Origin of the sequence: Paenibacillus prosopidis, from assembly GCF_003337375.1 — a bacterium.
Classification (GTDB): domain Bacteria; phylum Bacillota; class Bacilli; order Paenibacillales; family Paenibacillaceae; genus Pristimantibacillus; species Pristimantibacillus prosopidis.
Map to the genome: position 1 here is coordinate 364,230 of NZ_QPJD01000005.1, position 25,341 is coordinate 389,570.

General features: G+C 47.9%; 24 protein-coding genes. 6 read left to right on the top strand and 18 right to left on the bottom strand.

Annotated features, from left to right (window positions below; all coding sequences use genetic code 11):
- Positions 1-126: 126 nt before the first annotated feature.
- The 4 genes from abc-f to DFP97_RS10120 form a co-directional block, all read right to left on the bottom strand.
- A complete protein-coding gene (gene abc-f / locus DFP97_RS10105) occupies positions 127-1,959 on the bottom strand; it encodes a ribosomal protection-like ABC-F family protein (protein WP_114379869.1) in 1,833 nt (610 codons plus the stop codon).
- Positions 1,960-2,326: 367 nt separating this feature from the next.
- Positions 2,327-3,007, bottom strand: coding sequence for a serine/threonine-protein kinase (locus DFP97_RS10110; RefSeq protein ID WP_114379870.1), 681 nt, complete (start codon positions 3,005-3,007; stop codon positions 2,327-2,329).
- A gap of 343 nt (positions 3,008-3,350) precedes the next feature.
- On the bottom strand, positions 3,351-4,331 hold the full coding sequence (locus DFP97_RS10115) for a ring-cleaving dioxygenase (protein WP_114379871.1): 981 nt from the start codon (positions 4,329-4,331) through the stop codon (positions 3,351-3,353).
- Between the two features lie 21 nt (positions 4,332-4,352).
- Positions 4,353-4,796 (bottom strand): MarR family winged helix-turn-helix transcriptional regulator, encoded by a 444-nt coding sequence (locus DFP97_RS10120; RefSeq protein WP_114379872.1) that lies wholly within the window; start codon positions 4,794-4,796, stop codon positions 4,353-4,355.
- Between the two features lie 150 nt (positions 4,797-4,946).
- On the opposite strand from DFP97_RS10120, the gene DFP97_RS10125 reads away from it, so the two are divergent.
- Positions 4,947-5,582 (top strand): M15 family metallopeptidase, encoded by a 636-nt coding sequence (locus tag DFP97_RS10125; protein WP_245976051.1) that lies wholly within the window; start codon positions 4,947-4,949, stop codon positions 5,580-5,582.
- A gap of 81 nt (positions 5,583-5,663) precedes the next feature.
- Here the strand turns inward: DFP97_RS10125 and DFP97_RS10130 are convergent, their stop codons facing one another.
- The 12 genes from DFP97_RS10130 to DFP97_RS10185 form a co-directional block, all read right to left on the bottom strand.
- Positions 5,664-6,869, bottom strand: coding sequence for an MFS transporter (locus DFP97_RS10130; protein WP_114379873.1), 1,206 nt, complete (start codon positions 6,867-6,869; stop codon positions 5,664-5,666).
- 27 nt (positions 6,870-6,896) lie between these two features.
- Entirely contained in the window at positions 6,897-7,913 is a 1,017-nt protein-coding gene (locus tag DFP97_RS10135; protein ID WP_114379874.1) for an LLM class flavin-dependent oxidoreductase, read from the bottom strand.
- Between the two features lie 114 nt (positions 7,914-8,027).
- Complete coding sequence (locus tag DFP97_RS10140) at positions 8,028-8,453, bottom strand: Rrf2 family transcriptional regulator (protein ID WP_114379875.1); 426 nt, start codon at positions 8,451-8,453, stop codon at positions 8,028-8,030.
- 144 nt (positions 8,454-8,597) lie between these two features.
- Positions 8,598-8,993, bottom strand: coding sequence for a VOC family protein (locus DFP97_RS10145; RefSeq protein ID WP_114379876.1), 396 nt, complete (start codon positions 8,991-8,993; stop codon positions 8,598-8,600).
- Between the two features lie 21 nt (positions 8,994-9,014).
- Positions 9,015-9,467, bottom strand: coding sequence for a VOC family protein (locus tag DFP97_RS10150; RefSeq protein WP_114379877.1), 453 nt, complete (start codon positions 9,465-9,467; stop codon positions 9,015-9,017).
- A 23-nt stretch (positions 9,468-9,490) separates the two neighbouring features.
- Positions 9,491-10,474, bottom strand: a complete 984-nt coding sequence (locus DFP97_RS31440) for a GyrI-like domain-containing protein (protein WP_245976054.1) — start codon at positions 10,472-10,474, stop codon at positions 9,491-9,493.
- 27 nt (positions 10,475-10,501) lie between these two features.
- Positions 10,502-11,500, bottom strand: coding sequence for a hypothetical protein (locus tag DFP97_RS10160; RefSeq protein ID WP_114379878.1), 999 nt, complete (start codon positions 11,498-11,500; stop codon positions 10,502-10,504).
- A gap of 41 nt (positions 11,501-11,541) precedes the next feature.
- Complete coding sequence (locus DFP97_RS10165) at positions 11,542-12,303, bottom strand: RNA polymerase sigma factor (protein WP_245976081.1); 762 nt, start codon at positions 12,301-12,303, stop codon at positions 11,542-11,544.
- Positions 12,304-12,522: 219 nt separating this feature from the next.
- Positions 12,523-13,431, bottom strand: a complete 909-nt coding sequence (locus tag DFP97_RS10170; protein WP_114379879.1) for an aldo/keto reductase — start codon at positions 13,429-13,431, stop codon at positions 12,523-12,525.
- A gap of 18 nt (positions 13,432-13,449) precedes the next feature.
- Positions 13,450-14,100 carry a FusB/FusC family EF-G-binding protein gene (locus DFP97_RS10175; RefSeq protein ID WP_114379880.1) on the bottom strand — a complete coding sequence of 217 codons (651 nt, stop codon included), beginning with the start codon at positions 14,098-14,100 and terminating at the stop codon, positions 13,450-13,452.
- 59 nt (positions 14,101-14,159) lie between these two features.
- A complete protein-coding gene (locus DFP97_RS10180; RefSeq protein WP_181873445.1) occupies positions 14,160-15,959 on the bottom strand; it encodes an ABC transporter ATP-binding protein in 1,800 nt (599 codons plus the stop codon).
- 74 nt (positions 15,960-16,033) lie between these two features.
- The gene (locus tag DFP97_RS10185) at positions 16,034-17,155 is read right to left on the bottom strand and encodes a kanamycin nucleotidyltransferase C-terminal domain-containing protein (protein WP_245976056.1); all 1,122 of its coding nucleotides are present in this window, start codon (positions 17,153-17,155) and stop codon (positions 16,034-16,036) included.
- Between the two features lie 148 nt (positions 17,156-17,303).
- On the opposite strand from DFP97_RS10185, the gene DFP97_RS10190 reads away from it, so the two are divergent.
- The 5 genes from DFP97_RS10190 to DFP97_RS10210 all read left to right on the top strand — a co-directional run bounded on the left by DFP97_RS10190 (position 17,304) and on the right by DFP97_RS10210 (position 22,661).
- Positions 17,304-18,785 (top strand): amidase family protein, encoded by a 1,482-nt coding sequence (locus DFP97_RS10190; RefSeq protein WP_114379883.1) that lies wholly within the window; start codon positions 17,304-17,306, stop codon positions 18,783-18,785.
- A gap of 177 nt (positions 18,786-18,962) precedes the next feature.
- Positions 18,963-20,543 carry a plastocyanin/azurin family copper-binding protein gene (locus tag DFP97_RS10195; protein WP_114379884.1) on the top strand — a complete coding sequence of 527 codons (1,581 nt, stop codon included), beginning with the start codon at positions 18,963-18,965 and terminating at the stop codon, positions 20,541-20,543.
- 14 nt (positions 20,544-20,557) lie between these two features.
- The gene (locus DFP97_RS10200) at positions 20,558-21,250 is read left to right on the top strand and encodes a cupredoxin domain-containing protein (RefSeq protein WP_114379885.1); all 693 of its coding nucleotides are present in this window, start codon (positions 20,558-20,560) and stop codon (positions 21,248-21,250) included.
- Positions 21,251-21,336: 86 nt separating this feature from the next.
- Complete coding sequence (locus DFP97_RS10205) at positions 21,337-21,909, top strand: RNA polymerase sigma factor (RefSeq protein ID WP_114379886.1); 573 nt, start codon at positions 21,337-21,339, stop codon at positions 21,907-21,909.
- Entirely contained in the window at positions 21,906-22,661 is a 756-nt protein-coding gene (locus DFP97_RS10210; protein WP_114379887.1) for an anti-sigma factor, read from the top strand. Before DFP97_RS10205 ends, DFP97_RS10210 begins: the two co-directional genes overlap by 4 nt.
- Positions 22,662-22,739: 78 nt before the next feature.
- On the opposite strand, the gene DFP97_RS10215 is transcribed toward DFP97_RS10210, so the two are convergent.
- Together DFP97_RS10215 and DFP97_RS10220 are read right to left on the bottom strand one after the other, a co-directional pair.
- Positions 22,740-23,588: a glycerophosphodiester phosphodiesterase family protein gene (locus DFP97_RS10215; protein WP_114379888.1), complete on the bottom strand. Its 849-nt coding sequence runs from the start codon at positions 23,586-23,588 to the stop codon at positions 22,740-22,742.
- Between the two features lie 20 nt (positions 23,589-23,608).
- Positions 23,609-25,333, bottom strand: coding sequence for an ABC transporter permease (locus DFP97_RS10220; protein WP_245976057.1), 1,725 nt, complete (start codon positions 25,331-25,333; stop codon positions 23,609-23,611).
- Positions 25,334-25,341: the final 8 nt, after the last annotated feature.

The following is a 25,341-nucleotide window of genomic DNA, read 5'->3' on the forward strand; positions in this document are numbered from 1 at the left end:
ATCCCCTCTAAAATTCCCCATTTATAACCAGACGATGTTAGCTCTTCATTTGTTTCCGCCAAACCACACCACTGAAAAAAATATGGCCATGCAATAGTCTTCTCCTGCATGGCCATCTATACTAACTTATTGCGATTCATCTGCAAAATCGCTAATTTGCTTGCGCAGCCTGCGAATTTCTTGCATAAGCTGCTGCTGCTCCGCAGGATCTTCCGGCTGTGCACTGCCCATTAATTGCGCCAAGCGCAGCTGCAGCCTCTCCCGTTCGTTCTGACCTAGCTGTTCCTCCGTTGTAAGCGCACGGCTGCGATCTTTTGAACAGTACTCATCGTACGTTCCGGGGAATAAACTAGGCTCGCTCTTTCCATCCATTATGAGCAGTCGATTAGCCCCTTTGCGGACCAGATAACGGTCATGCGTCACGAGAAGAACGGCCCCCGGATAATGCTGAAGCGCCTCCTCTACCTTCTCGCGCGTGCTCACGTCTAAATAATTCGTCGGTTCATCCAGTACGAGTAAATTCGCCTTGCCAAAAAACAGCTTCAGAAAGGCTACCCTGCATTTCTCGCCCATGCTTAAATCTCCGATTCGTTTGAACACTTCTTCTTTCGGAAAGAGGAAACAGCCGAGAATCGTCCGCGCATGCGATTGCGTCATGCCTGGCAGCATAAGCAGGCTATCCAAAATCGTCTCTTCATTTTCCAGCTTACCTAACTCCTGCTCAAAATAACCGATGCGCGTTTGGGGATGAATGCTAACCTTCCCGGTAATCGGAGCCAAGCTTCCCGTTGCCAGCTTCAGCAGCGTCGACTTACCGGCTCCATTCGGTCCCAATACGGCAATCCGATCTCCGCGATCAACGGAAAAGCTAAGATGGCTGAACAATGTGACCTGATCTTCATAGGCAAAGCCGACGTCCTCCATACGCAGCAGCGTTGCGGCAGCAAATCCATCCGTATCCAGCTGCATGCGAAGCTGCGCTTCCTCTCGAGGCTTCTGCACCTTATCGCGGTCCAGCCGCTCAATCGCTGATTCCTTCGCATGCATACGCGATACATTTTTCTTCGACTTGGAACGTAAGAAATCATGTTGCCCCGCCGCTTTATGCGCTTGCTGGAACCATTCCGAATACATGCGAATGCTCTCGAGCAGCTTCTCACGCTCTTGCTCCTGCTTCTTGTACAGCGCCTCCTGCGTCCGCAGCTCCAGCTCCTTCTGTGCCCGATATTCGGTATAGCCTCCCGGGTAGCGCCGGCAGCCGTTCCGCTCCAGTTCAAGAATGGTTGTTGCCGTACGGTCAATAAACGTTCGATCATGCGATACATACACGACCGTTCCCGGATACGCCTTTACCCATTGCTCAAGCCAATCGAGTGCAGCCGAATCCAAATGATTCGTTGGTTCATCGAGCACGACTAGCTTTGGTTCCCGGACCATGAGGGAAGCCAGCTGAGCTTTTGTCTTCTGACCGCCGCTTAATTGCGAGAATGGTACATTCCATACTTTTGAGTCAAAATTTAATTTCCTTAAACATCTCTCTGCCTTGATCTCCCAGCTGTAGCCATCAAGCTGTGCATATCGTTCGAACAGCTCGCTGTAGCGATTAAGCATTTTCTCGCCCGTTTCCTGCTCTTGCATCCGAAGGGTCAAGTCTGCAAGCTCCCGTTTCAAGCAGAACAATTCTGCAGTGCCCGCTTGAACGAATTCGAGCAGTGTTAACGACGAATCCATCTGCGCCTGCTGGTCGAGCCAGCCCCATTCCTCTATAGGCAGCAAGCGCTGGATATCTCCGCCATCGAACGGAAGCCGTCCGGTCAATCCTTGCAGCAGAGTCGTTTTGCCGACTCCATTGCGCCCGAACAACGCCAGCCGCTCTCCTTCCTTCACCTCAAACGTCACTTGCTCAAACAGCTTTACGCCATCCCATTCTTTATTTACATTTTTAACTTTTACCAGCATCAAGGAACATTCCCCATTTCATATTACAAAATAAAAAACCGTGGCCAGCGGCACACGGTCGAATACGTAGGGGAACATCAGTTAAACGAAAATAACGGATGCCTAAGGCCGCATGAATTCGGCTGTACATCTCGTTCTATCGCAGCTGATTGACTTTACATAAGTCCCCAAATCGACACACGTATCCCTGACCGGTTCTCGCTACCGAGAAGCCGCTTGTACTTAGACAAGTTGTTTACAGGAATCGTGTTCTTACTTCATCGGTCGGGGGTCCTCCATCAGTCATCAGTTTTGATATGCGTTTATTATATAAACAGTAGTATAAATTTTCAAGCAGAACTTTTTAATGGCGGTCAACTGAAAAAGCTTATTTTAAAAATCTGGAGAACAGTTGACTGATTCGCTGCGCAAAATCATCAAGGCTCAGATTCGCTTGATCCAGTTTAACATACCCGTTTTTAATCGATTCAAGTACCCATCCTGGAATTTTTTTGCCTTCAACGCTCGGATAAAAGACGCGGTAAGCCCAGAGCAAATGCTCCCAGCGCTTGTCGTCGCCCTCTAGCGCATACTCGGAAACGTCCAGCACTTTGCCGCGTCCGTTTTGCAAAATCACGTTTTTCAGATGAATGTCGCGCGGATTCAAGCCACGATTTCTTACTAACTCGCGTGCTTCCTCCACGTCATGAATCACCTGTTCCGGTACCGGTACACCCTCAAGCAGGCAATCATGTAAAGTAATCCCCGGTTCATAGCTCATAACCAAATAATGTTTGCCAACCCCGTAATACTGTGGGAAAAATGGGATCCCTTCAAGTCGTTCGTACACTCTTCTCTCGGTCTCTTTCTTCTCAAGCGCAAGATCCGAGTATACTTTAAATGCATAACCTGGTGTCTGATCATACGTAAATACAGCCGCATCGGTACCAATTCCGATACAGTGAAGACCCTCTGAAAAGCCGGAAATGACAACTGCTTCATTCCGTTCGCTACCGGTCACCGTAAGGCAGCTGAGCGGCTCATCAGCCTTTATCCAATCCGTGCTCATCCCTAAAGCACCTCCTCGTTACAACCTTCGGCAGCCTATACCTTCACTAAACTTGGACTGATTCAAGCAGCAGGTTGCCACATAGCGCCTATCTTGATGTATACGTAGAACAAGCTGCTGATGTGCCAACGAAATGAATATAACGTCCCGATCCTTCTCTACGACAATGGTTAACGCGAACTATTACTACTTTATCATAACCAATCAAGCGCTGCAGAGCAGTTCTATCTTTTGTCAGTCTCTCAGCACAAAAAAAGTCCCGCATCCCTTAGGAAGCCAGGGATTACGGGACGTTCTTCGTCCTATTTTTTATTTGCTTACTTGTAGTTTAACTCCTCTTTCATTACCCCTGCAACGGCTTCGTATGCAACGGCTTCAATCTCGCTTCGATTTGAGCTCTATGCGGCTCCAGGAATGGCGGCAAAGCGAGCGACTCCCCTAAGTGGTTGATGTCCTCATCGGTATCAAAGCCTGGTCCATCCGTTGCCAGCTCAAAAAGAATGCCGTTTGGTTCCCGGAAATAAAGCGAGCGGAAGTAGTAACGGTCAACAAATCCTGAGTTTGGAATGTGAACGCCGCGGATATGCTCGATCCACTCGCGAAGTTCATCATCGTTATCGACGCGGAACGCCACATGGTGAACGCCGCCGTGGCCCTGCTGCTCGCGCGGCAGATCATGCCGCTCCTCAACATGAACCTCGGCGCCGCTTCCGCCTTCGCCTGTTTCAAATACAATAACATCCGGTTGGCCTGCTATTGTGGACGGATATTGACCCTTTTGCCGGAAGCCCATCAATTGAGTCAATACGAGTACTGTCGGGGCCGGATCCTTCACTGTCAGTTGAACAGGGCCTAATCCAAGAATGCCGTATTCTACAGGTACTGTGCTTTTTCCCCATGGGATGCCGCCTTTAACCCCTTCGTTATGCTCATCCGATACCAGTACGAGACGCTGCCCCTCAAAATCTCTAAAGGCTATTGTGTTCCGGCCTGCGCGTTCGATCATTTCATCATGATCCACGCTGAATTGCTCGAACCGCTCCTTCCAGTATCGAAGCGCCTCATCATTCGCCACGCGAAGCGACAAGGAGGAGATGCTGCTTGTTCCTGCACGGTTTTTGCCGGTCATCGGAAATTCGAAGAATGTTAACTCCGTTCCCGGGTTCCCCTTCTCGTCCCCGTAAAACAAGTGGTATACCGAGGTTTCATCCTGATTGACCGTTTTTTTGACCAGACGAAGACCTAATAGCTGCGTGTAAAAATTGAAGTTTTCAGAAGCTGTGCCTGTAATCGCGGATACGTGGTGAATGCCTTTGAGCTGCATATAAAAAGCCTCCTTAAAGAGTTAGTTTTGAATTTTTTTGAGCAGATCGACCAGCTGCTTCTTCTCTTCCCGGTTCAATCCATTATATTGAGATGCTTGAAACTGCTCTTGCACAGGAACAACGTCATTAAATAGCGCTCTGCCTTTTGCCGTAAGGGAGACGTATTTGGTTTTCCATTCTTGCTCCCGTTTTACCCAGCCCAAATCCTCAAGCTTGCTAAGTAATTGCGTAATATTCCCTTTCGTGACAAAAAGCTTATCGGCCAGCTGCTGCTGCGTCAGGCGGTCATGCGCGCCGACTTGAGCAAGCATATCAAACTGGGCGGCAGACAAGTTCCACTTTTTCAAATGCTGTTGCGTATCTCGAATGTTTTGGTTATAAACCCGCGATAAGCGATACCATATCATTAAGCCTAACCGCTCGTCGCGTTTTGATAAGAAGGGTTCCGTATTATTTGATTCCATTTGTCCACCTCACACCTTCGTTATTGATATCAGTTTAGATCTAAACCAACAAAAAGTCAATTGTTTACATTCAATCCCCTACTGAAGACTAGCGCATACGCAATTCCAATATGATAAGATAAGCGGATAGATCATAAGAGGAGAACAGACATGCTGGAGCGCAATCCAATACCTAATCAAGTGCCGGCCGGACGGATGAATCCGAATATAACCGCCAAAAATAAACGGAAACGAAATAAATGGTTAATACTGGTCATCTTAGCATTTGCGGCAGCAATCGTTTGGAAATGGTTCGATACGTCAGATACCTCAGACCCGTTCAAATCAGACATTGAAATTGTTCCCGCTCCGCCTATCACCGCTCTGCACCCTATTGTGCTTGCCAAACAAACGGAGCTGATGGCTGAAACGAGTAAAATAGGAATCACAATCCTTATTACCGATGGCTTCCGGTCAAGCGAGGAACAGGATGCGTTATATGCTCGTGGACGTTCGGAGGATGGTCCGGTCGTTACGCAAGTGCAAGGCGGAAATTCGTACCATAATTATGGACTTGCTATCGACTTTGCTTTGAAGACCAAGAAAGGCGCCGTTATTTGGGATATGGAATATGACGGAAACAAAAACGGACAAGCGGATTGGATGGAGGTTGTGGAGATAGCCAAACGACTGGGCTTCTCCTGGGGCGGGGATTGGGAAAACTTCCCGGATTATCCGCATTTGCAAATGGATTTTGGATATTCGATACGCCAGCTCAAGAGAGGTTTCTGGCCGCCTGTTGAGTAGTGGAATGTTCGGTCAATTCATACAACAAAGAAAGAGTGCAGAACGTTACCGGTCTGCACTCTTTCTTGTAGTTAAATCCATTTATCCTGCGCTTACTACTGCGGCCTTCATTTTGCCCCCGCGCCGCATCGACAGATACAAACTGATCACTAACACGATAGCTCCAAGCGTATACGGTGCGTTAATATGAACATCGTAAATCGTGCCTGCTACTGCCGGACCGAAAATATTGCCAAGACTCATATACGCATTGTTCATGCCCGCTACAAGCCCCTGCTCATCTCCTGCCGATTTGGACAACAGCGTATTAATTGCCGGACGCATTACCGATGTAAGCGTGAAGAAGAAGGCGGTAAGAATAAGCACATAGATAAAATTACCGGAAAGCAGCATAAGAATAAGAGCAGCTGCCGATAGTAGGAAAGTCCAATTAATTAGCTTTTTCTCTCCAAATCGGTTAATCAGCTTGCCGATGAATAACGCTTGAATAACAGTTCCTGCAAGCGCCCCGACGGTGATGATGATCGATATTTCCAAAGCGGAATATCCGTATTTCGCGTCAACAAACAATGGGAAAATCGCTTCGAAGTTCGCTAGTCCGAACGTAAGGGAGAAGATGAGAACCAATAAAATAAAGTACGACGCCTTAAACGATTTTCCGAATTGTTTGAAAATGTTTTCTCGTTTGACCTGTGAATTTCGTGCTGCCGCTCTCGCTTCTAAGGATAAGGATTCCGGTACAAACAATAGCGAACCAATAGTGGCTAATGCACCGACTACTGCGGATACGTAAAACGGTGAGCGTAAGCCAAATTCAGCCAGAAAGCCGCCGATGCCGGGACCAATAACAAAGCCGAGCGACATCGATGCTCCGAGTAATCCGAGGCCCTTTCCCCGGTTCTCTTCTGTAGTAATATCGGCAACATAGGCAAGCATGGCCGGTATCATCGCCGCCGCGCCCACGCCACCGATCAATCGGGACAAATAAAGCAGCGGTATTTGCTCCGCTATGGCAAAGATGAGGTTGGAAATCGTAAACAACAATAGTCCAACTACGATCATAATTTTACGTCCGTATTTGTCGGAAAGCTCGCCTGCTATCGGGGAAAAAATAAATTGCGTGACTCCGAAGGCCGCAATGAGATAGCCTGCCGTTTTGCCGCCCGCACCGAATTCCTTGAGAAACTCGGGCAGAACGGGAATGATAAGCCCGATACCGAGCATTGCAATAAACATGTTAATCATAAGGAAAAGCATCTGCTTATTCCCTTTTGCCGCTTTTGCCATTATCTTACCCACCCTATCTTTTCTCTGTTAGTTTCCTGCTACAATTTCATAAGAACGCAAACGAGCCATGTGATCAAAAATATGGGCAGCAACCATAATTTCATCCGCTCCAGTTGCTTCAATAAATTGGTTAAGCTTAGTTTTAACCGTTTCTGGACCACCTGTAATTGAAGATCCTAACTGCTGCTGCAGTGCCGCCTTTTCTTGCTCACTCCAAATTTTGTCCATATCGCGTACGGGCGCCGGCAAAGGACCACGGGTATTCCGAATGAAGGACAGAAAGAGCTGCTGCATTGAAGTAGCCAAGTAATCCGCTTCCTCATCCGTATCTGCTGCAATTACGTTCACGGCCACCATGCCGTACGGCTTATCCAGCACAGCCGAAGGCTTAAAGTTGCTGCGGTACAAATTCATAGCCGGAACGGTGAACGTGGGCGAGAAATGTCCGGCAAAAGCAAACGGCAATCCAAGCTGAGCAGCCAGCATGGCGCTAAAATCACTCGAGCCGAGCAGCCAAATCGGAATGTTTAGACCTTCTCCGGGAATTGCACGGACAGGCTTGCCAACCTCAGCGCTAGACGGGTCAAGAAAGGCACGGAGTTCTGCCAGCTGTTCCGGAAAATCATGTCCGTTGCTTCCACGGTTCCCTCTAAGTGCCGCAGCCGTAAGCCCATCCGTACCGGGAGCGCGGCCAAGGCCAAGATCGATTCTGCCAGGAAAGAGCGATTCCAGCGTGCCGAATTGCTCAGCAATGACAAGCGGAGCATGGTTCGGCAGCATAATACCCCCAGAGCCTACGCGGATCGTCGAAGTGCCTGCCGCTACGTGGCCAATCACGATCGATGTAGCCGAGCTGGCGATACTCGGTGCGTTATGATGCTCCGCCAGCCAGTAGCGGTTATAACCCCATTTCTCTGCATGGCGGGCTAAGTCCAGCGTGTTGCTTAGCGATTCAGAGACGGAGCCTCCGGCGACAATCGGAGAGACATCGAGAACCGACAATGGAATATCGTAAGCATGAATTTTATGCGTTTCCGTTGACACGGTATTCACCTTCTTTTTCTTAATGATCGTTTAGTATTGTCGGCATGAAGCATGTCTAAACTGTACATATAAAAAATACATTTATAACAATAAAAAACGCACGGATGGCGTTGATTATACGTGTTTGCATTTTTTCACTTTGTCTAGAACGGATTGAATCGTTGTTCGTTCCAAACACAGCTCATAATGAGTCTCTGCTTCAGTAAAGATATCATCCATCACATGCTCCATATTCGCTGAAACGAGGCAGGCATCCTCTTGATTGCCTGAACACCAATGCGGCTTCAGATTCCCAGTGGAAATAGCACGATATATTTGACCAAGAGTAACCTTGTCAGGCTCACAGCTTAATAAGTATCCTCCGCCGACACCCTCTTTTGTTTTCACGAAACCATGAGTGCGCAGCAAGCTCATTACTTTGCGAATACGGGTCGGATTTGTAGATACATTTCGTGCGAGTAACTCACTGCTCGCCATATGATCAGGCAAATAAGCCAAAAACACTAAGCAATGGACGGCTACCGTAAATTCACTGTTCATCAACATAACTCCCCATCAAGAAGGATACTGTAATGTTATTTGATACAGTTGAAATTGTCAATCCCTAATTTGACTTTCCTCTCGCGTACACAGAAACGTCACTACGCAGACGTTTCTGTATTCGCGAGGATTATACCTATATGTTTACGGCTGTTGCCACACTTGATATTTGTTTCCGTCTGGATCCTTGAAATTCAGCTGAAGCCCACAGCCTCCCTCATCCCGAATCTCTGTCTCAATCCATGAGCCTGCCTCCTTCAAGGAAGCATAAAGCGACTGAATATCTTCGGTCTCGAAGCATAGCGGAAACATCTCGAACGTTTCCCCATCCCCGGCCCAGCCTGTCGTTTCGAACGTGAGCGGAGTCATATTGGGACTCGGAAGCAGAAATAGCCATCCGCCGTCCCCCATAATCATAATCGCTCCGCTGCCCGGTTTAACGGGGGAACGAAGCTTCATCCCAAGCACACGCTCATACCACTCCGCTGCCTTTTCCACATTCGTGACCGGAACATACGCACACTCGATTTTTTTAATCATTCAGAATCATCTCCATTTCTATTATTTGATTGTCTGTCCCATGAAGTCTTCTTTAATCTCATCCTTTGGATCCCAAATGGACCAAGCAGCTTCCAACAGATTTCCTTGGTTGTCTCTAAAATAAAAGTATCTTGCCTCTCCTGCTCCAAGGGTGTGTAACTCTTCTACGTCGACCCTTTGGCTTTTTAAATAACGGTGAGTGTATTCGATATCAGGGCAGTTTATGGCCATTATCGGGAATGAATTCCCATTTCTTGAGATTTCCAAGGCCTGTTTGTCCTCTGTTTCAATTAGCAATAATGCAATCGAATTTTTGTGTGGATGATGCAGTACAGCCAAATAGGATCCCCGATCTTGACACTTGTTCATTAATTTAAATGATAAGTTATTTGTATACCACTCGATCGACTCTTCAATATTAGTGGTCGGCACATACACGTAGCCGATACGTGTAAAAGTAAATGCAGCGCTCACAGGTTTTCCTCCTCTATTAAAGATTATGGAGCCAGCGCAACATGAACATCGATTTCATTATCTTGTTGATCGGGCTTGTATCGCTCGCCCCACACCTCGAAATCGTATCCGGCCGGTTGGCGTCCATTGTCTTGCATCCATTGACCGTACAGCAAATCGTACGTACGGCCAAGCTCGGATTCAAGTCCTTTGTGCGTTGCTTTGACATATTCCCGTTCAGGGAAAGAACGGAGCACCAGTTCCTCCGGCGGTGTCGTTGCTTCCGGCACCAGATAACCGATAATTTGAGTAAAAACGTCGACGTGCGGGTTGAAGTTTGGTTTCATCGGATACACCTGTATAAGATGAACGTCGTCGGACAGCCTTGTCGGAATACGTTCCTTGTAAGCACGAACCTTCTCGAGAGCCGCCGCGCCAAGCTGCTGCTGCTCTATCTCCGTTAGGTTCGCATCGTAGGTAACACCAACTATGGATATAGGAGGTATCTTTACGACAGTTGGCAGGTCCTGACCAGCCGTTTCAGTGTCAGCTTGTTCTATGACATGCGGATACTTTTGTTTCTCTGAATAGCTCCGCAGCAGCTCCTCCACCGGGATTCCATTGATCCGCATGCCTTCAACCTGGCAATCGATTAATTCCACGCCTTTTAAGTTACAGGACTCAAATACCGCTTTGCTCAAATCACTCGTCAGGAAGCGAACGGGCTCGACATTAATCCAGCCGTCTGTTCCGGCTTCCTCCTCGAAGCGGCTAACTTCAGCATCGGGACGACGAATATTTTCAAATAGCGTACCGCCCATCTGCACTTCATTAACATGAACATTTGAGAAATAAATATGGTTCCACTTCGAATGGACAAAGTTCACATGCTCCAGGGACGTATCTCTTGCATCGACGCCATGCAGCTCCGCTCCCTTCAAGCAAACCATATGCAGCTTCTCTCCACGCAAATCGTCCAGCTCGAATCCGCCCTTGTGATCAAACATCTTCTTCTCCGTTAAAGCCATCTTCTCATCCCTCTCGTTTTAATTCGGTTAATTCACCCAAATTTCCGAATAGTATTCTTTCATGAAATGAAACAGCTGCTCCAGCTGCTCGACCCCCTTCGTTTCCGCTTCCTGCGCTTGCTGCAGCAGTTCTATTGCCCGGTCTGCCGTAACCGGATCCTTCGGCTGACCGCCATCCGGAAACGGAAACAGCTCTCTTAATTGCCCGAACGCTACCGCAACCGCCTCATAATGAACGGCCGCATCTCCAGCATGCTTGCGAACGGTTCGCTCCACCACGTTCGATCCATCCCAGCGGAACGCCAATTCGCGGAGGAAGCGTGCGGCGAACTCGCGCGCATCGGCGATAACCGAAATATTGAAAGCATTGCCATGCTCATCAGCCCGGCGAAGCTTCATTACATTGATCCATGCCCCGTAACCAGCCAAACCCTGCGCAAATTTATCGCCGAACACATGCGTCCATTCCTTGCCCCGCGCATGGTCGACAATCATCGATAATGCCATCCGCAGCGTTTCGTATTTGGAATGAGGCAGGCTCTCGCTGATCGTCGTCACGAACAACAGATCGATCTTCGGATCGGCGAACTGCGCATACGTAAGCGTTCCGTCCTTCGCATGGTCCTTCGCGTAAAATTGCTGTTTATCATCGTCATAGCCGTAAATCAATCCGAATTCAGGCGTAAACAAATCGAACGCAATGGCGGGAACCCCGCGGTCAAGGGATTGCTGAACGAGTGAGATCGTTCTCTCCACCTTATCCGGCGTAAGAGGAGCGGGCGGATCGGCCAGGCAGCTCGTAAAGCCGAGATTACATAAATTTCGGCGTAAAATATAGCCGCCTGGAAACGAGGTCGGACCTGCTGCGTTAATACTCTCCGGATCGATGTTCATTCGAAAGGCGTGACCCGTAAATCCCATTACTTCCGTCAACGTAAAATGTTTTTTGTCGGTATAGCTTACCGCTCCATGAATCGCGGCTGCAGCCGAAGTCCAGGTCTTCGACCAATCCCTTTCAATTGTCATGGCTTCTCCCATCTCCAATTCAAATGAATCAAACGCTTGCGTTAAATCAGGGGTGGAGTTAATATCCTTCGTCTAGGCAAGCCTAGCGACGCTCTTCGCTGCACGTACAGGCTGATCGAAATTCTTATGCGCTCCTTCTGCAGCTTGACGCGGGATCTCGACAACGTATTATATACGTTGGCAGTCGTCGTATCGAACAGGTCGGCAATTTCGGCAGGAGGCAGCTCTCCAAAAAATCTCGCTTCGAATATATCCCTCTCCCGCTTGTTCAAGCACCTGATCAGCATATGGATACTCTGCAATACCTCTTGTCGCAGCAAGTATTGTTCCGGATTTTGTCCGTTCCGCGCCTCATCCGCAGCGTGATCGGTCAAATGAAACAGGATGCAGTCGATGTCGCTCCAGTCGACCGCTTGCTCGTTCCTCCCTGAATCAGCCGGCAATCCGGATTGACTCATGAAGCAAACGAACGGACGCTCCTTCCCGTGCGGACCGCCACGCCGCAGCTTCATGTACGCTTGATTTCGCACAATACGGTGTAGCCAAGGGATGAACCGGTTGGAATCGGTAAGCGTGCCCAAATGAAGAAATGCGCGAATGAGCGCTTCCTGCACGATGTCCTCTGCCAGATACACGTCCTTCGTCAGCGATCCGGCGAGGCCAAGCGCCTTCGCACGGTGGCGCCTTACAAGCTCCCCGAACGCCTCCTGATCACCGGAACGGGCGCGCTCAACCAGCTCCCGTTCCTGCCCTTCCGCTCCTCCTCCGCTGCTTAGCATGGAAGCCGTCTCGAGCGCCAACACGTCCAATTTGATCCCCCCTGTAGCAAAGATGCCGCTCACTCCAAAAATCTATCAATTATTTTGAATGTTTTTTATAAAGAAAAAAATAAAAGGCCGCCCTGCAGGCAGCCAATTATCTCTCCATAATTTACATGGAAAAATCACCCACAAAAAGATAATAACCCAGAACATTTGTTCTGTAAATGATTACTTTTTCTGTCATTTTTCCACCTTGTATATCTAACGATGCTGATCATACTGGTTGCTGCGGCTTATCCGCCGAATCGCTTCCAACTCAATAGGGGATAATGCCTGAATATTACCGGCTTCTATATTTTGCAGCAGCTGCTCCAGCGAGCTTGCACCCGGAATAACGGCAGCCACAGCAGGATGAGAAAGCGCGTATCGGATGGCGGTATGAGACATGTCGCGGGAAGCAGCACTCAGATTAAATAAACTTTCGCGCAAAGCAATTAACTCTTCCTTGCTGTAATCCAAGTAGCCCTTATCCGCTTTCGATTGTCCATTACCCGTCAGAATCCCTTTCGCCACCGGACCGCGGGCTATAACACTGATTCCCGACTCCGCAAGCAGCGGAAGCACCGCCTCCTCAGGGCGTCTGTCCAGAATGCTATATTGAGTCATCACGCTCACCATATTCGATCGTTTCACATATTCCCGAATGACGTTCGGACGTATAGAGGATATGCCGTAATAACGAATAAGACCCTCCTGCTTAAGCTCTTCAAAAGCTTCGATCGTTTCGTCAATCGGATCGTCCAGTTTACCGCCGTGCAGCTGATACAAATCGATATAGTCGGTTTGAAGGCGCCGCAGGCTTTCTTTTACAGCTGCTTTAATGTACGCCTTGGATGGATCCCAGCTCCACCCATCCTTGCCCGCTTCCCATCGATTGCCTACCTTCGTAGCTATGATGGCATCCGAACGCCTGCTGCGCAGCGCTTCTCCGACGATTTCCTCATTAAGCCCTTCATCGTACAAATCCGCCGTATCGAGAAAGTTGATCCCGCGATTTAATGCTTCATGAATAAGGTTTATGGCCCTTCTCTTATCCGTCCCAAGCGACATACAGCCGAGACCGATCTCATTCACATAGAGCTCGGATTGTCCTAAGCGATTTCGTTTCATGGTGTCCCACTCCTTCCGTCAACCGACGATCTCCCCGATAAAAGTCTCTAAATAAGAAATATCCGTTATTCGTTTGTTACAGTATGCGCTATCAACACACATATAGTTGCCAACCGCTTTATAGTAATCGGGCAAGCTGGATGCTTTAGTCTTGGCTACTGCTGTAACGAGAGCAACCTCCCCGTAGCCGTTACATAGCGAGCAAATACTTTTTTTGTTGGCTGCCGTGTATCGGGCTTCGACACCGACTAGCCTACCTTCGCGCTTGTAGACCATATAAAGCTTAGTTGAACCTATGTCGAGCCAGCCTAGATAGGTTAGCGACCCAAATGGAACTTCGGTTAAATCAGGCACCTTGAGCTTCTTCACCTTCGGAAACAGCTTCTTAATTTGCGCCTCCGTCACTTTAGGAAACGATACCAAATATGGAGTCAAGTCGCTAATGGCGAGTTCGTATTCGATTTTGCTCTTATGCTCGAAGAGCGGCTCTAACAGCCTTCTCTGTTCCTCCGTCATAGAATTAAACAGCCCCGCCACATAGCTTTCGGCCGAATATTTAGCTGCGTCAATTACTTTGCGGTCAGCGACTGTGTTGTAGGCACGCTGCAGCGTATCGATTTGACGGTTGAGTGCATTGTATTGATGATTATGAATGAATGGCTCTATCATGTCCGTACCTCCTGCCTTTAAAAACAACTTTATCATATATTCCGCTTAACGCTTAAGCTTCAGCGCCTTGCATGCTCCCTCCTAAAGGTATCGCTAAACTCCTTCATCTCCTGCTTAGCCCAAAAATCCATGAATCGTCCGTTCGAGTTAAGGAGCTCCTTCGGAGTGCCCATTTCACGAATTTCACCGTTCTCTAGAAACAAGACGTAGTCGACATCACGGATCGTGGATAGACGATGTGCGATAATGATTTTCGTACAATGACTTGCCCACTGCCCGAGGTCGTATTGAAACAGCGACTCCGTCTCTACATCCAGCGCTGAAGTAGGCTCATCAAGGATAAGAATCGAAGCATCGCGTATAATGGCCCGGGCGATCGCGATACGCTGCTTTTGACCCTGCGACAATTTGATTCCTCTCTCGCCTACCTTCGTGTAGAAACCGTCCGGCAATTTGCTAATAAATTCATATGCTTGCGACAGCGTCGCCGCTCGTCTGATTTGTTCGTCGCTGGCGTCGGCCTTCCCCGAACCGATGGCGATATTATCACGAATAGTGCCATCAAATAAATAAACATCCTGTGATACCGATGCCATGTTTCCGCGCAGCGAGTCAATCGTATAGTCTTGAATCGGCGTTCCATCTATGTGGATCATCCCTGATTGCAGATCATAAAAACGGTACAACAGCTTCACAATGGTGCTCTTCCCTCCGCCGCTCGGACCGACCAATGCAACCGAAGAGCCCGCGGGGATCGTGAAGCTAATATCCTTCAACACGCTTCTGCCTGCTTCGTATTGGAAGTTCACCTGCTTGAACACAATGGAAGGTGGCTCGGGGCGCAAAGCGATTCCACTTTCCTTCTCCTCCGGCTCCAGCTCCATCACGTCAAGAAGCTTCTCTGCTCCCGCCGACACTCTCTGCAAGGAATTAATTATTTCGACAATGCTCGTAAACGGAGCCGCAGCCTTATCTAGCAATGTAATGAAAGCGACCAAACCGCCGATGCCAATTTCGCCTTTAATCATCATCAGCGTACCTAACCCGATGCCGACGATATAGCCCAGCTTTTCCGGAACCGCCCGAATGATCTCGCGGATCGCCCACATTTTTTCGACCGAAATCCAAAGCTTGATGCTATCTTTAAAGACGTGCTTCGTTCGAAGAAGGGTCGCATCTTCCAATTGGTTCATCTTAATCTCCCTCATGCCGGCGAGCGTTTCACCCATGTGGAAAAACCACTCCCGCCCCATATCCTGCTGCTTGGCAATCAGGCTTTTGAATTTCTCTTTCACCATGACATTGCTGATCAGCTGTAAAGGCCCGACAGCAAGTGCAATGATGCCAAGAACCGGATGCACAACCATCAAATAGATGCCTACCGATATGAATGATATGGGCAAAGAAATCATTTTGAGAACATCGAATACAACAAAATGTTTAAATACCTCAAGCTCACTGTTCAAAATATTATTTGAATGAGAGCTATGCTTATTCTCATGGTAGCTAAGAGATAAGCGCGTTAATTGGGTCAGCACCATTTGCCGCATTTGGAACACGACATTCGTATTGACGATCTGGTTAAACACCCGCTCCGAGAGCGAGAAGAAAAGACCTAAGGCAATAAAAACGACGAAAGCAATCAGCAGCTTCGCAAGCTGGTCGTTCGATATATCCGGCGCCGCATCAAACAGCCTCCGGTTGGTTTCCGCGAACAGCAGTGCAGTCGCAATTACCCCGATTTGGAGCAAAACAACCGTGATGTATAGCGATTTGTATGTGCTGCATAGTGCTAAAAACTGCTTAAAGCCTTTTCTTCTAATTAATCGGAAAACACTTCTCTTACTTGTATCAACCATGAATCCAACTCCCATATTCATATAAGGAAAATACTAGCATAGCGTACAGAGGATGGCGACGGGGAAAATGATTGTTATCTGACAGATCGCGTACGTAGAAAACTTTCAAACTGTTCTATGGATTCGAAGCTGTTGATTTCGACTCCATTGGCTTTGAGATGGCTTAACAGAAGAACGTCAAGCCGTACAACGGCCGCTTGAAGAGGCTTTAAATCGCCAGGGGCAAGAAGATGGATGAGATCCGGCAGTCCTAACTTTTTATATACTTGGTACTGGGAATTAAGCTCCAGCTGGAATGGCGGGTACCCTTTTTCGGCTAAATGTAGAAAGTAAGCAATTTCATCCTGTATCCGGATAGCCGCAAAGTATGCCGTATCATAATCATTCTTTTCGCAAGCTGTAATGATTTTATCGAAAGTCCCTTTGGTCTCCTCATAAAATCCCTTCATGCGGTCGGGATAAGACGGGGCAGTGGAATACATCCCTCTATGCTTCGCTACCAACTCAAGAGTTGCCTCAGTCAACCGTTCGCAAGCGGACCTGATGTCTGCAGGTAATTGCGCTGTTATGATGGTCTCATACAGACTCTCCAAGTGGTCCGGCTTGAGCGGGAGCCGTAGAATCTGATCCTTATTTTTGCCCCAGCCTACGGTAAAATAAGTTTGATTTAGTAGACCGAGACTTTGGATCACTTTCGTCAAAACATCGTAAGCTTCGCTTCGGTAAAAGGTTAAATCCGCCAATGGATCCATACGGCTCATCTTATACAAATGTACATAAGCATCGTGCAGCAATGACTCGGCTCTTTGCGTCAATTGCAATCCATGCTCAGGCTCCTGAATAGCGGCGATGCTGTCACGCAGCCTCATGAAGCGGTTTCGGTCTTCGTCCGAACGGGCGTAGAGTAATCTGCAATCAGCGATTATCGTCGTCTGCGGATCTGCTAATGATGCCATTCTTTCAGCGCGTTCCCAACTGATAGGCCAGAAGTCAAAGCTTATATCATCCAAAATAAACTGGATACTCGCACGATAACCATCGGCGCTTGCAGGAATAAAGAAGAAATCCAAATCCGAGCGCTTGGTCGCCGTTCCTTGTGCATATGACCCATAATACGCGACGATTGCAATGTCGTTGGAGTAATTATTCTTAATATGTTTAATAAGCGTATCAGCAACTGCAAATACATCCGGCAACGCTATCCCCTCCATCCTCTAATACTCAAACCATATCATGCCGCGCTTTGATTGACATTTTCAAAAATGATTATAACCAAACTTGCCCTTGTATTAAGGGTATCATTCCTTATAGTTAAATGTAGAAACGGTTTAGGGAGATGCTTACATGAATATAAAGTTGGAAGAATGGATCATAGAAGCAGACATTACAAGTATGCAGTCCGCTATGGAATCCGGGCTGTTAAGTTCAGAAGAACTCGTGAAAATATATTTAGACCGAATTAGCAGATATGATATAAAAATCAATTCCATTTTAGAAATCAATCCGGAAGCGGTTGAAATGGCAAAGGCTTTAGATGAAGAACGGAAAGAAAAAGGAAGCCGGGGAAGGCTGCACGGCATACCTATTCTATTAAAGGACAATATTGATACTCACGACAAAATGCACACTAGCGCCGGATCGGTGGCATTAGCCGATTCGTTTGCTGCGAAGGACTCTTTTGTTGCCTTGCAGCTGCGTTCCGCCGGCGCCGTTTTACTCGGAAAAGCCAATATGACGGAATGGGCAAACTTTATGTCGGATACGATGTGGGCCGGGTACAGCTCCAGAGGGGGGCTCGTTCTAAATCCTTATGGTCCGGGAGAGCTGTTCATCGGCGGTTCTAGCTCGGGCTCTGCTGCCTCGGTTGCCGCAAATTTAGGAGCAGCAGCGATCGGAACGGAAACTTCCGGATCCATTATTAGCCCCTCAAGCCAAACTAGTCTTGTCGGAATTAAACCTACGATCGGATTAGTGAGCCGATCTGGCATTATTCCGATTACGCATAGTCAAGATACTGCCGGTCCGATGGCAAGAACGGTGACAGACGCTGCGATAATTCTCGGGGCCCTGACAGGAGCGGACGAGCGGGATGCTGTAACTTTATCAGGAGCGAAGCATTCTTACCGCGATTACACTCCATTTCTAGATGCAGACTATTTGAAGCACGCCCGGATTGGGATTCCACGATTTTATTATAAAGAATTAGATGAGGCCAGGCTTACAATCGTTGAAGCGGCGATTGAGGTTCTGAGAAACGCAGGCGCTGCTATCGTCGATCCTGTAACCCTTCCATGTGAACAGACGGAATGGGATGAGAATGTGATGCGTTATGAATTCAAGAAATATATCAATGATTATTTAGCGGATTTAGATGAGAGCGTACCTGTTCATTCTTTGCAGGAGCTAATTGCTTACAATATTGAACATGCGGAAACCGCTTTGAAATATGGGCAAGGAGTTCTCGTGTGGTCAGAGGAAACAAGCGGAACACTGACTGAACAAGATTATCTCGATAGTAAAATGAAAAATAAAGAGATGGCCGGCAAGCAAGGAATTGATTTCGTTCTGGAGAAGCTTCAATTAGATGCGCTGCTGTTCCTAGGAAATGAGGGCGGCGATGATCTTGCTGCCAGAGCGGGTTATCCTGTCATTACAGTCCCTGGGGGATTCGCAAAAAGCGGAATCATTGCTCCAGGCGGCTATACGACAAAAGGACCGCAAGGCATAACCTTCGTTGGCACGGCATTTAGCGAACCGACATTGATCAAAATAGCTTATGGCTTTGAACAAGCGACCAAACATCGTGTCCCGCCTTTATTAGAATAACAATCTAAAATCAATTTGCTGTAAAACAGTTATTTTTAGTACGTTTTAAGGTGTATTGCAGATTCTATGTCCGCATTAACAAAGCCAAAATCAAAAAAAATCCGCAATCCTTCAAACCGAATGACGCTAACGTTCGTTACCTCCTATGAAAACTAATATATTGGGAGGTAGGATTATTTGAAAGCAAAAAAAGTTGCAGTCATTTTTACCATCTTAGCACTATGTATGGGTTCTCTATTCGCATTCGGCGCATCAGCACAAGACCACGATGCAGCAGTCAAGACGGATGCGGAAACGGCTGCCGAGCTTGGTTTGCTGCTTGGTGACGGAAGCGGCGTTAATGCGGCATATTTAGGCAAGAGCTCGACAAGGATGCAAGCCGCGATCATTTCGCTGCGTCTTCAAGGACTTTTAGATGAGGCCATGGCTTACAAAGGTACCGCAAACTTCTCTGATGCGAGCCAGGTCAACAAAAATAATCAAGCTATTCTGGCTTACCTGAAAAACCATCCGGAGCACGGCTGGTCCGGTACGGGAAATAACAAATTTAATCCTTCCGAGAAAATTAGCTCCCAGCAGCTGTACAAAGTACTTTTGGAAATACTCGGTTACAAGTCAGAAAAGGACTTTTCCTATGCGGAGACCGAGAAGTTCGCCGCGTCGAAAGGGCTGCAGCAAATCTCGGGCACTTCTTCCCTGACGAATGCCCATATCGCAACAGCGCTCGTTGAGTCGTTGTCCGTACATACGTCAAGCGGCGCTACTCTTTTTGCAGCACTGCAATCCAAAGGCGTAATTTCCGCATCCGCGATGCTTCCAGATGATCAAATCTTGTTGAAGAAAAGCGACAAACTGGGTACCTTCTTCACCGATCAAAACGGACGCACGCTGTATTTCTTTACGAAGGACGCCGAGGACCAGAATTCCTGTCAGGATAAATGCTTGAGCAATTGGCCGATCTTCTATGCCGAGCATTTGCAAATACCCGGCAGTTTGAATGCCGACGATTTCTCGGTATTGACACGTACCGACGGCACGAAGCAAACGACTTATAAAGGCTGGCCATTGTACTACTTTGTACAGGATACGGCAGCCGGCGATGTAAAAGGCGAAGCGGTCGGCGGCGTATGGTTTGTGGCGAAATCCGACTATTCCGTCATGATTGGCACATCTACCGAATTAGGAAATTACTTAACCGACGATTATGGCCGCACCCTGTATTACTTTGACAAGGATACGCCGAAAATGAGCGCTTGCGAAGGCACTTGTCTAGCCAATTGGCCTGCTTATTCGGCGACAGGAATGAGTACCATTTCAACCTTGCCCGCCTCCGATCTCGGCTCGATTACCCGTTCGGATGGCAGCAAACAAACAACCTATAAAGGCTATCCGTTGTATTATTTCGTTAAGGACACCGAACACGGCGACATTAAAGGTCAGAATGTCAATCAAGTGTGGTTTGTCATCGATCCGGCCAAATTCAATGGAACGACCGCACCGCAGGTCAAAACGTACCAGGTTGACATTAAGCAATTTTCGTTCGGGACGGAGCCGTTGACGGTTGAGGTTGGTTCCAAGGTGACCTTTACCAATTACGACGAAATGAAGCATAATGCTGTCGCGTTGGACGGTTCTTTCGAAACCCCGCTACTCGCCAAAGGGGAATCGCATACGATAACTCTGGAAAAAGCCGGCACCTACAATTATTTCTGCGCACCGCATAAGCAATTTATGACCGGCCAAATCATTGTAAAATAAGAGGGGATAGGATCATGCTAAGACACCATCGAACATTATTGCTGTTCCTAAGTCTCTTGTTTTGTGTCATTCTCATTTCCGCATGCGGATCGAAAGAAGAGCCTGCTTCTGAACAGCCGGATATTGTGGCGGCTTCCCCGGACACGACACCGGAAATGTCGCCGGAAACGACGGAAAAGCCTGTAACGGAGCAGGAAAGTCCTTCTGAGAAGCCGACGGAAACAGAATCCCCCGCGGACAATCCAAAACAGACCAGCACACCTGCAGCCACTCCTGCCGTTACGGACAAACCGAAGGCAGAGTCAACAAGCAGCGTCCATACAGGCGAGCACTCTTCCGGAGAAACCGACAGTCCAGAGAAGGATGATACACCTAAGAAGACCGCGAGTCCGCAGTCAACGCCGAAGCCAACTTCTCCGCCTGCAGACACCCCCTCCTCCGAGTCAACCGGAGAAGTGCATGTCGTGGAAATCGTAAACTTCGGCTTCTCTCCAAGCGAGCTGACGATCAAAGCGGGAGACACCGTTAAATTCATCAATAAGGATGCGGTTGGACATAGCGCTACTGCGAATGACGATTCCTTCGATACCGGAATGCTCGAGCAAGACAAAGCAAAAGAAGTTACATTTTCCAAGGATGGAGAATTCTCTTATTATTGCTTGCCTCATCCGGGCATGAAGGGAACGATCGTCGTTGAAGCCAAATGATCGAATGATGGAGGGAAACCGTTTACGGTTTCCCTCTCTTTTGGTAAGATGAAGTTTATTTCAGCCTGTTCTGGAGGCCACACGATATGCGGAATCTTTCCGATTATGAGCTTATGCAGCTCGTCAAAAGCAAGCAGCATAAGGCACTTTCCATTTTATACGACCGATATGCATCTCTCATCTATTCCTATGCCATGAAAACGCTGAGAGATGAGCCGGCAGCCAGAGATATCGTCCAATCGGTGTTCATGCGGTTATGGACAACCGATTCGGGCTATAATCCCGATAAAGGCCGGTTTTCCAGCTGGCTGTTGACCATTACCCGCAATATGACGATCGACTTCCTGCGCAAAGAACGGCGGGAAAGCATAAGCCTCGTCCCTTTCGAGCCGGAGCAGATGGAGCGAATTCCGGATGAATTCGCGGTATCTCCGGAAGACAGCGTCGTGAGGGATTCGCAAAAGGAACAGATTCGCAGCGCGTATCAACATTTATCGAAACAACAGATTATGCTCCTGGAGCATTTTTATTGGCAGGGATTCAGCTTAAGCGAGCTGGCTGCAATCTACAATCAGCCGCTTGGAACGGTAAAAAACCGTCTGCATCAGGCATTGAAAATATTACGAAGGCATCTTCTGGCGGAGGGGGAAGGAATATGATGCGCGAAAATGAGCAAAAACACGTTTGCGACTTGTGTCTGGATTATATATCCGGCGTGTGTACAGATGAAGAAAGACTAGCCTTCGAGCATCATCTTCCCGATTGTGCCGACTGCCAGGCCGAAATCGATGAGCTTCGCATCGTATGGGAGGCGTTACCCGAAAACATGGAACGAATCGAGCCGCCAAAAGATTTGAAGCAGCAAGTAATGGACGCTGTGTTGGCTGTGGAGACTGGCAGCGATCATTCGAAATCCGCAAGTAGACGTCTTGTCATCAAGCGGTGGAGATCGTTTGCAGCCATTGCCGTTGTGGCCGCTTTCTTCATTATAGGCTCTATCTGGAATTATCAGCTGTACCGCGAACGGTCGGCCGCTCCCCTCCCATTGGAGCAAGCTTTAAACATTCCCGCAGCACAAATCGAGCGTCTGGTCTCACTGAAGCCGGAAACATCGGAAGCAAACCGTTCCTATGGCGTCGCATGCATTGTCGATAACGGGCAAAGCAAACAGTTCATCGTATACGTGTTCGGGGCGCAGGCTACAACGGATACGCAAGCTTACCAAGTCTGGCTGCTCCAGGACGGTGAGCGCAGAAGCGCCGGCACGTTCCGCGTCGACGAGCGGGGAATCGGCGTATTGGCGATGCCGATTGCTTCGGATAGCCTCAGCTTTGATGCGGTCGGCATCACGCTGGAACCGGATGACCGCGGCGATCAGCCGCGCGGCGAGAAAAAGTTCGGATCTGTTTAGCTGGTCATCATATGCAGGAAAAACCTAACGGAATAGCTCCGTTAGGTTTTTTTGCGTGTAGTTGAGGACTTTGTGTTTTTATTTCTGCAAATAATTCAATAATTGCCGGGAATAATCGGTTTGAATCATGTTAACCTTTCTCGCAATTCCCCAACCCCAACCGTCAGCGTCATTTTTGAGCGATTTAACATCGGAGTGTCCGGCGCATAACGAATCCCACATCGTGTTCATCCAGACTCTGCATGTTCCGGCGAACATACGAAACGCTTCTTCAATCGAAAATGGACTGGCTTCATCCTCAAAGATGAACTCGACCGCCTTTGGTTTGATTTTCGCAAGCAAGGCATTCGGGTCATGCAGCAAATGCGCATTGCCGGCATGAATGATTTGCATATACTCGGGGCGAATCGGCTTTGATTCCAGGAACGCCGCGACTTCATCCGGATCGGCATCGCTTTTGAACAAGCCGTGGTCCACAGTTCCGGTTTCCAGCAAAACTTGATAAACCTGCTCCCGGATATCCCAGCATTTGTCCAAATTGACGAACACCTTGCCTTTTACAAGCTTCATGACTTCCTCAAGCGTCGGAATCTGCTCCCTGGTGAACCCCGCAGTTTCTCCGCCTTGTGCTCGCTTTACTTGAAAGGAAAGCAGCTTTTCATAACTGAGATCAGCAATAGCTCCGCTTCCGCTCGTCATTCGATTCACCGTTTCGTCATGCATTAAAATCAGTTTTCCGTCACGCGTTCTTTGCACGTCGATCTCGATCATATCGACGCCTAAAGCGATCGCATTGCTAATGGCCGGCAATGTATTTTCCGGCGCATAAAGCCAGTCGCCCCGGTGGGCGACCACCATGATTCGGCCGTTCGGATCATTAAACTCGGAATAAATTTGATTAAAGCGATTCGGATTATTTATCTTCATTGTTATATATCTCCTGTTTATCAACGATTACTGTTTCTTCCATAAATCAAATAGAGCGAAATGCTGGAAATGATCATAATCACAACCGAATAAACCAATGAAACAGCCTTCGTATCGACTTCGCTGCTGACTGCGTTTTCAGAAACGCTGCTGGTGATGACGATCGAGAGGGGCTGCAACAGCGGGTGGTACAAAAAGGCCGTCACATCATAATTTACGAGCAACCCGTTAAAATTAAGGGCGATTACCGCCAAGGCTGTCGGAAGAATCATCGGCAGAATGACCCTCCTGAACGTATAAAACGTCTTCGCTCCCATACTTTTAGCTGCTTCTTCCAATGAGCCGTCAATGCCGAAGAACGAAGCTTTGATCAATCGGATGGAAAACGGGATTGAAACCACAATATATGCAAGCAGCATGATCCAAATGCTTCCAACCAAAACATAATTGCCGACGAGCCACTTTGGCGTATTGTAAGTGTATATCAACCCGAGCGCGATCATGGAGCTAGGAAGGAGCCAGGGAATCAACGTTGCATACTCCAGCGATCTTGTAACCAGCTTGTTGTTGCTCTTATGCAAGATTCGGGCAACGATCAGACAGAGTACCACGACCAATACAGCAGCCCCGAGGCAGTAAAACAAACTGACCAAATAAGGCTTGTACCCGTTCGGTTGGCTAAATACATAAATATAATTGGAAAGCGTTAATCGGTCCAAAGATATGATCCCGTTAGCGATACTATAGGAATCTGTAAATGAAAAGACGAAAATGATCGCCAACGGCAGCAAATAGATCACAAATAACAAGTAAGCCGCGGCGTGCATCAAGAAGTTCGTCGGTTTATTTGCGATCTTTTTCTTTTGAATTCTGGAAGACACTTTCGAGACGGCTGTAAAATTTTCATCCATATCTTTTCGCATCAGAAAGGTCAGAATAAGAAACGTAGCCAGCCCCAATATAATCGACAATGCTGCGGCGACTCCTCTGGAATACTCGCTGCCAGCCAAAATGAGTATAATCGAGTTGATCGACTGGAAGTGATCTCCCCCTTGGATCATAGGAGAAGACAAAGCGGTAATACCCGTATGAAAATTTAATATCGTGATTGCGATAATCGACGGTTTCAACACAGGCAGAACGATCTGTGTAATAATTCTGAACTCGGAAGCCCCCATATTCCGGGCGACTTCAATCGTTTGATAATCGATCCTTCTTAACGCCGTGGACAGGAAAATTACGTGATTTGACGTGATAGCGAAGGTCATTACGAACAGTACGGCGCCATATCCGGTAAACCAATTCGGATCCAGATCGGAGAAAATTCGCATAAGCAATTGGGTAACAACGCCGGATGGACCGTATACATATTGATAACCTGCGATCAGAATGATGCCGTGACACACCAGTGTGGTGAAATAGCCGAGCTTTAATATTTTCGCGCCTCTGATATCAAAGTATTCGGTGACCATGACGAGAAAAACCCCTGCAATATTCACCGTAATCATCAGTGAAAAGGCCAGGATGAAGCTGTTTAACAAGCTTTTCATCGCCTTGCCGGAATGCCATAATTGCCGAAACGGTTCAAACGTGAACGAGCCGTCTTTTATAAATGTCTTCAGGAGCAGGCTCAAATTCGGGTACATCAGAAAGGCGACAATAAACCATATGAGAAAAAGCGCGACTGCTATTCCCATCAGTCTGGATGGGCTTAACCATCGTTTCATTGCATGATTTGTATTCATCTCGCCCA

Excerpts from the sequence above, each read along its gene's own strand:
- DFP97_RS10115 (WP_114379871.1), bottom strand. The coding sequence starts at position 4,331 with ATGCAGCTCAAAGGCATTCACCACGTATCCGCGATTACAGGCACAGCT.
- DFP97_RS10190 (WP_114379883.1), top strand. The coding sequence starts at position 17,304 with ATGAATATAAAGTTGGAAGAATGGATCATAGAAGCAGACATTACAAGT.
- DFP97_RS10125 (WP_245976051.1), top strand. The coding sequence starts at position 4,947 with ATGCTGGAGCGCAATCCAATACCTAATCAAGTGCCGGCCGGACGGATG.
- abc-f (WP_114379869.1), bottom strand. The coding sequence starts at position 1,959 with ATGCTGGTAAAAGTTAAAAATGTAAATAAAGAATGGGATGGCGTAAAG.
- DFP97_RS31440 (WP_245976054.1), bottom strand. The coding sequence starts at position 10,474 with ATGGCTTTAACGGAGAAGAAGATGTTTGATCACAAGGGCGGATTCGAG.
- DFP97_RS10160 (WP_114379878.1), bottom strand. The coding sequence starts at position 11,500 with ATGACAATTGAAAGGGATTGGTCGAAGACCTGGACTTCGGCTGCAGCC.
- DFP97_RS10210 (WP_114379887.1), top strand. The coding sequence starts at position 21,906 with ATGATGCGCGAAAATGAGCAAAAACACGTTTGCGACTTGTGTCTGGAT.
- DFP97_RS10170 (WP_114379879.1), bottom strand. The coding sequence starts at position 13,431 with ATGAAACGAAATCGCTTAGGACAATCCGAGCTCTATGTGAATGAGATC.
- DFP97_RS10145 (WP_114379876.1), bottom strand. The coding sequence starts at position 8,993 with ATGATTAAAAAAATCGAGTGTGCGTATGTTCCGGTCACGAATGTGGAA.
- DFP97_RS10120 (WP_114379872.1), bottom strand. The coding sequence starts at position 4,796 with ATGGAATCAAATAATACGGAACCCTTCTTATCAAAACGCGACGAGCGG.
- DFP97_RS10180 (WP_181873445.1), bottom strand. The coding sequence starts at position 15,959 with ATGGTTGATACAAGTAAGAGAAGTGTTTTCCGATTAATTAGAAGAAAA.
- DFP97_RS10175 (WP_114379880.1), bottom strand. The coding sequence starts at position 14,100 with ATGATAGAGCCATTCATTCATAATCATCAATACAATGCACTCAACCGT.
- DFP97_RS10220 (WP_245976057.1), bottom strand. The coding sequence starts at position 25,333 with ATGAATACAAATCATGCAATGAAACGATGGTTAAGCCCATCCAGACTG.
- DFP97_RS10215 (WP_114379888.1), bottom strand. The coding sequence starts at position 23,588 with ATGAAGATAAATAATCCGAATCGCTTTAATCAAATTTATTCCGAGTTT.
- DFP97_RS10140 (WP_114379875.1), bottom strand. The coding sequence starts at position 8,453 with ATGAACAGTGAATTTACGGTAGCCGTCCATTGCTTAGTGTTTTTGGCT.
- DFP97_RS10130 (WP_114379873.1), bottom strand. The coding sequence starts at position 6,869 with ATGGCAAAAGCGGCAAAAGGGAATAAGCAGATGCTTTTCCTTATGATT.
- DFP97_RS10110 (WP_114379870.1), bottom strand. The coding sequence starts at position 3,007 with ATGAGCACGGATTGGATAAAGGCTGATGAGCCGCTCAGCTGCCTTACG.
- DFP97_RS10205 (WP_114379886.1), top strand. The coding sequence starts at position 21,337 with ATGCGGAATCTTTCCGATTATGAGCTTATGCAGCTCGTCAAAAGCAAG.
- DFP97_RS10200 (WP_114379885.1), top strand. The coding sequence starts at position 20,558 with ATGCTAAGACACCATCGAACATTATTGCTGTTCCTAAGTCTCTTGTTT.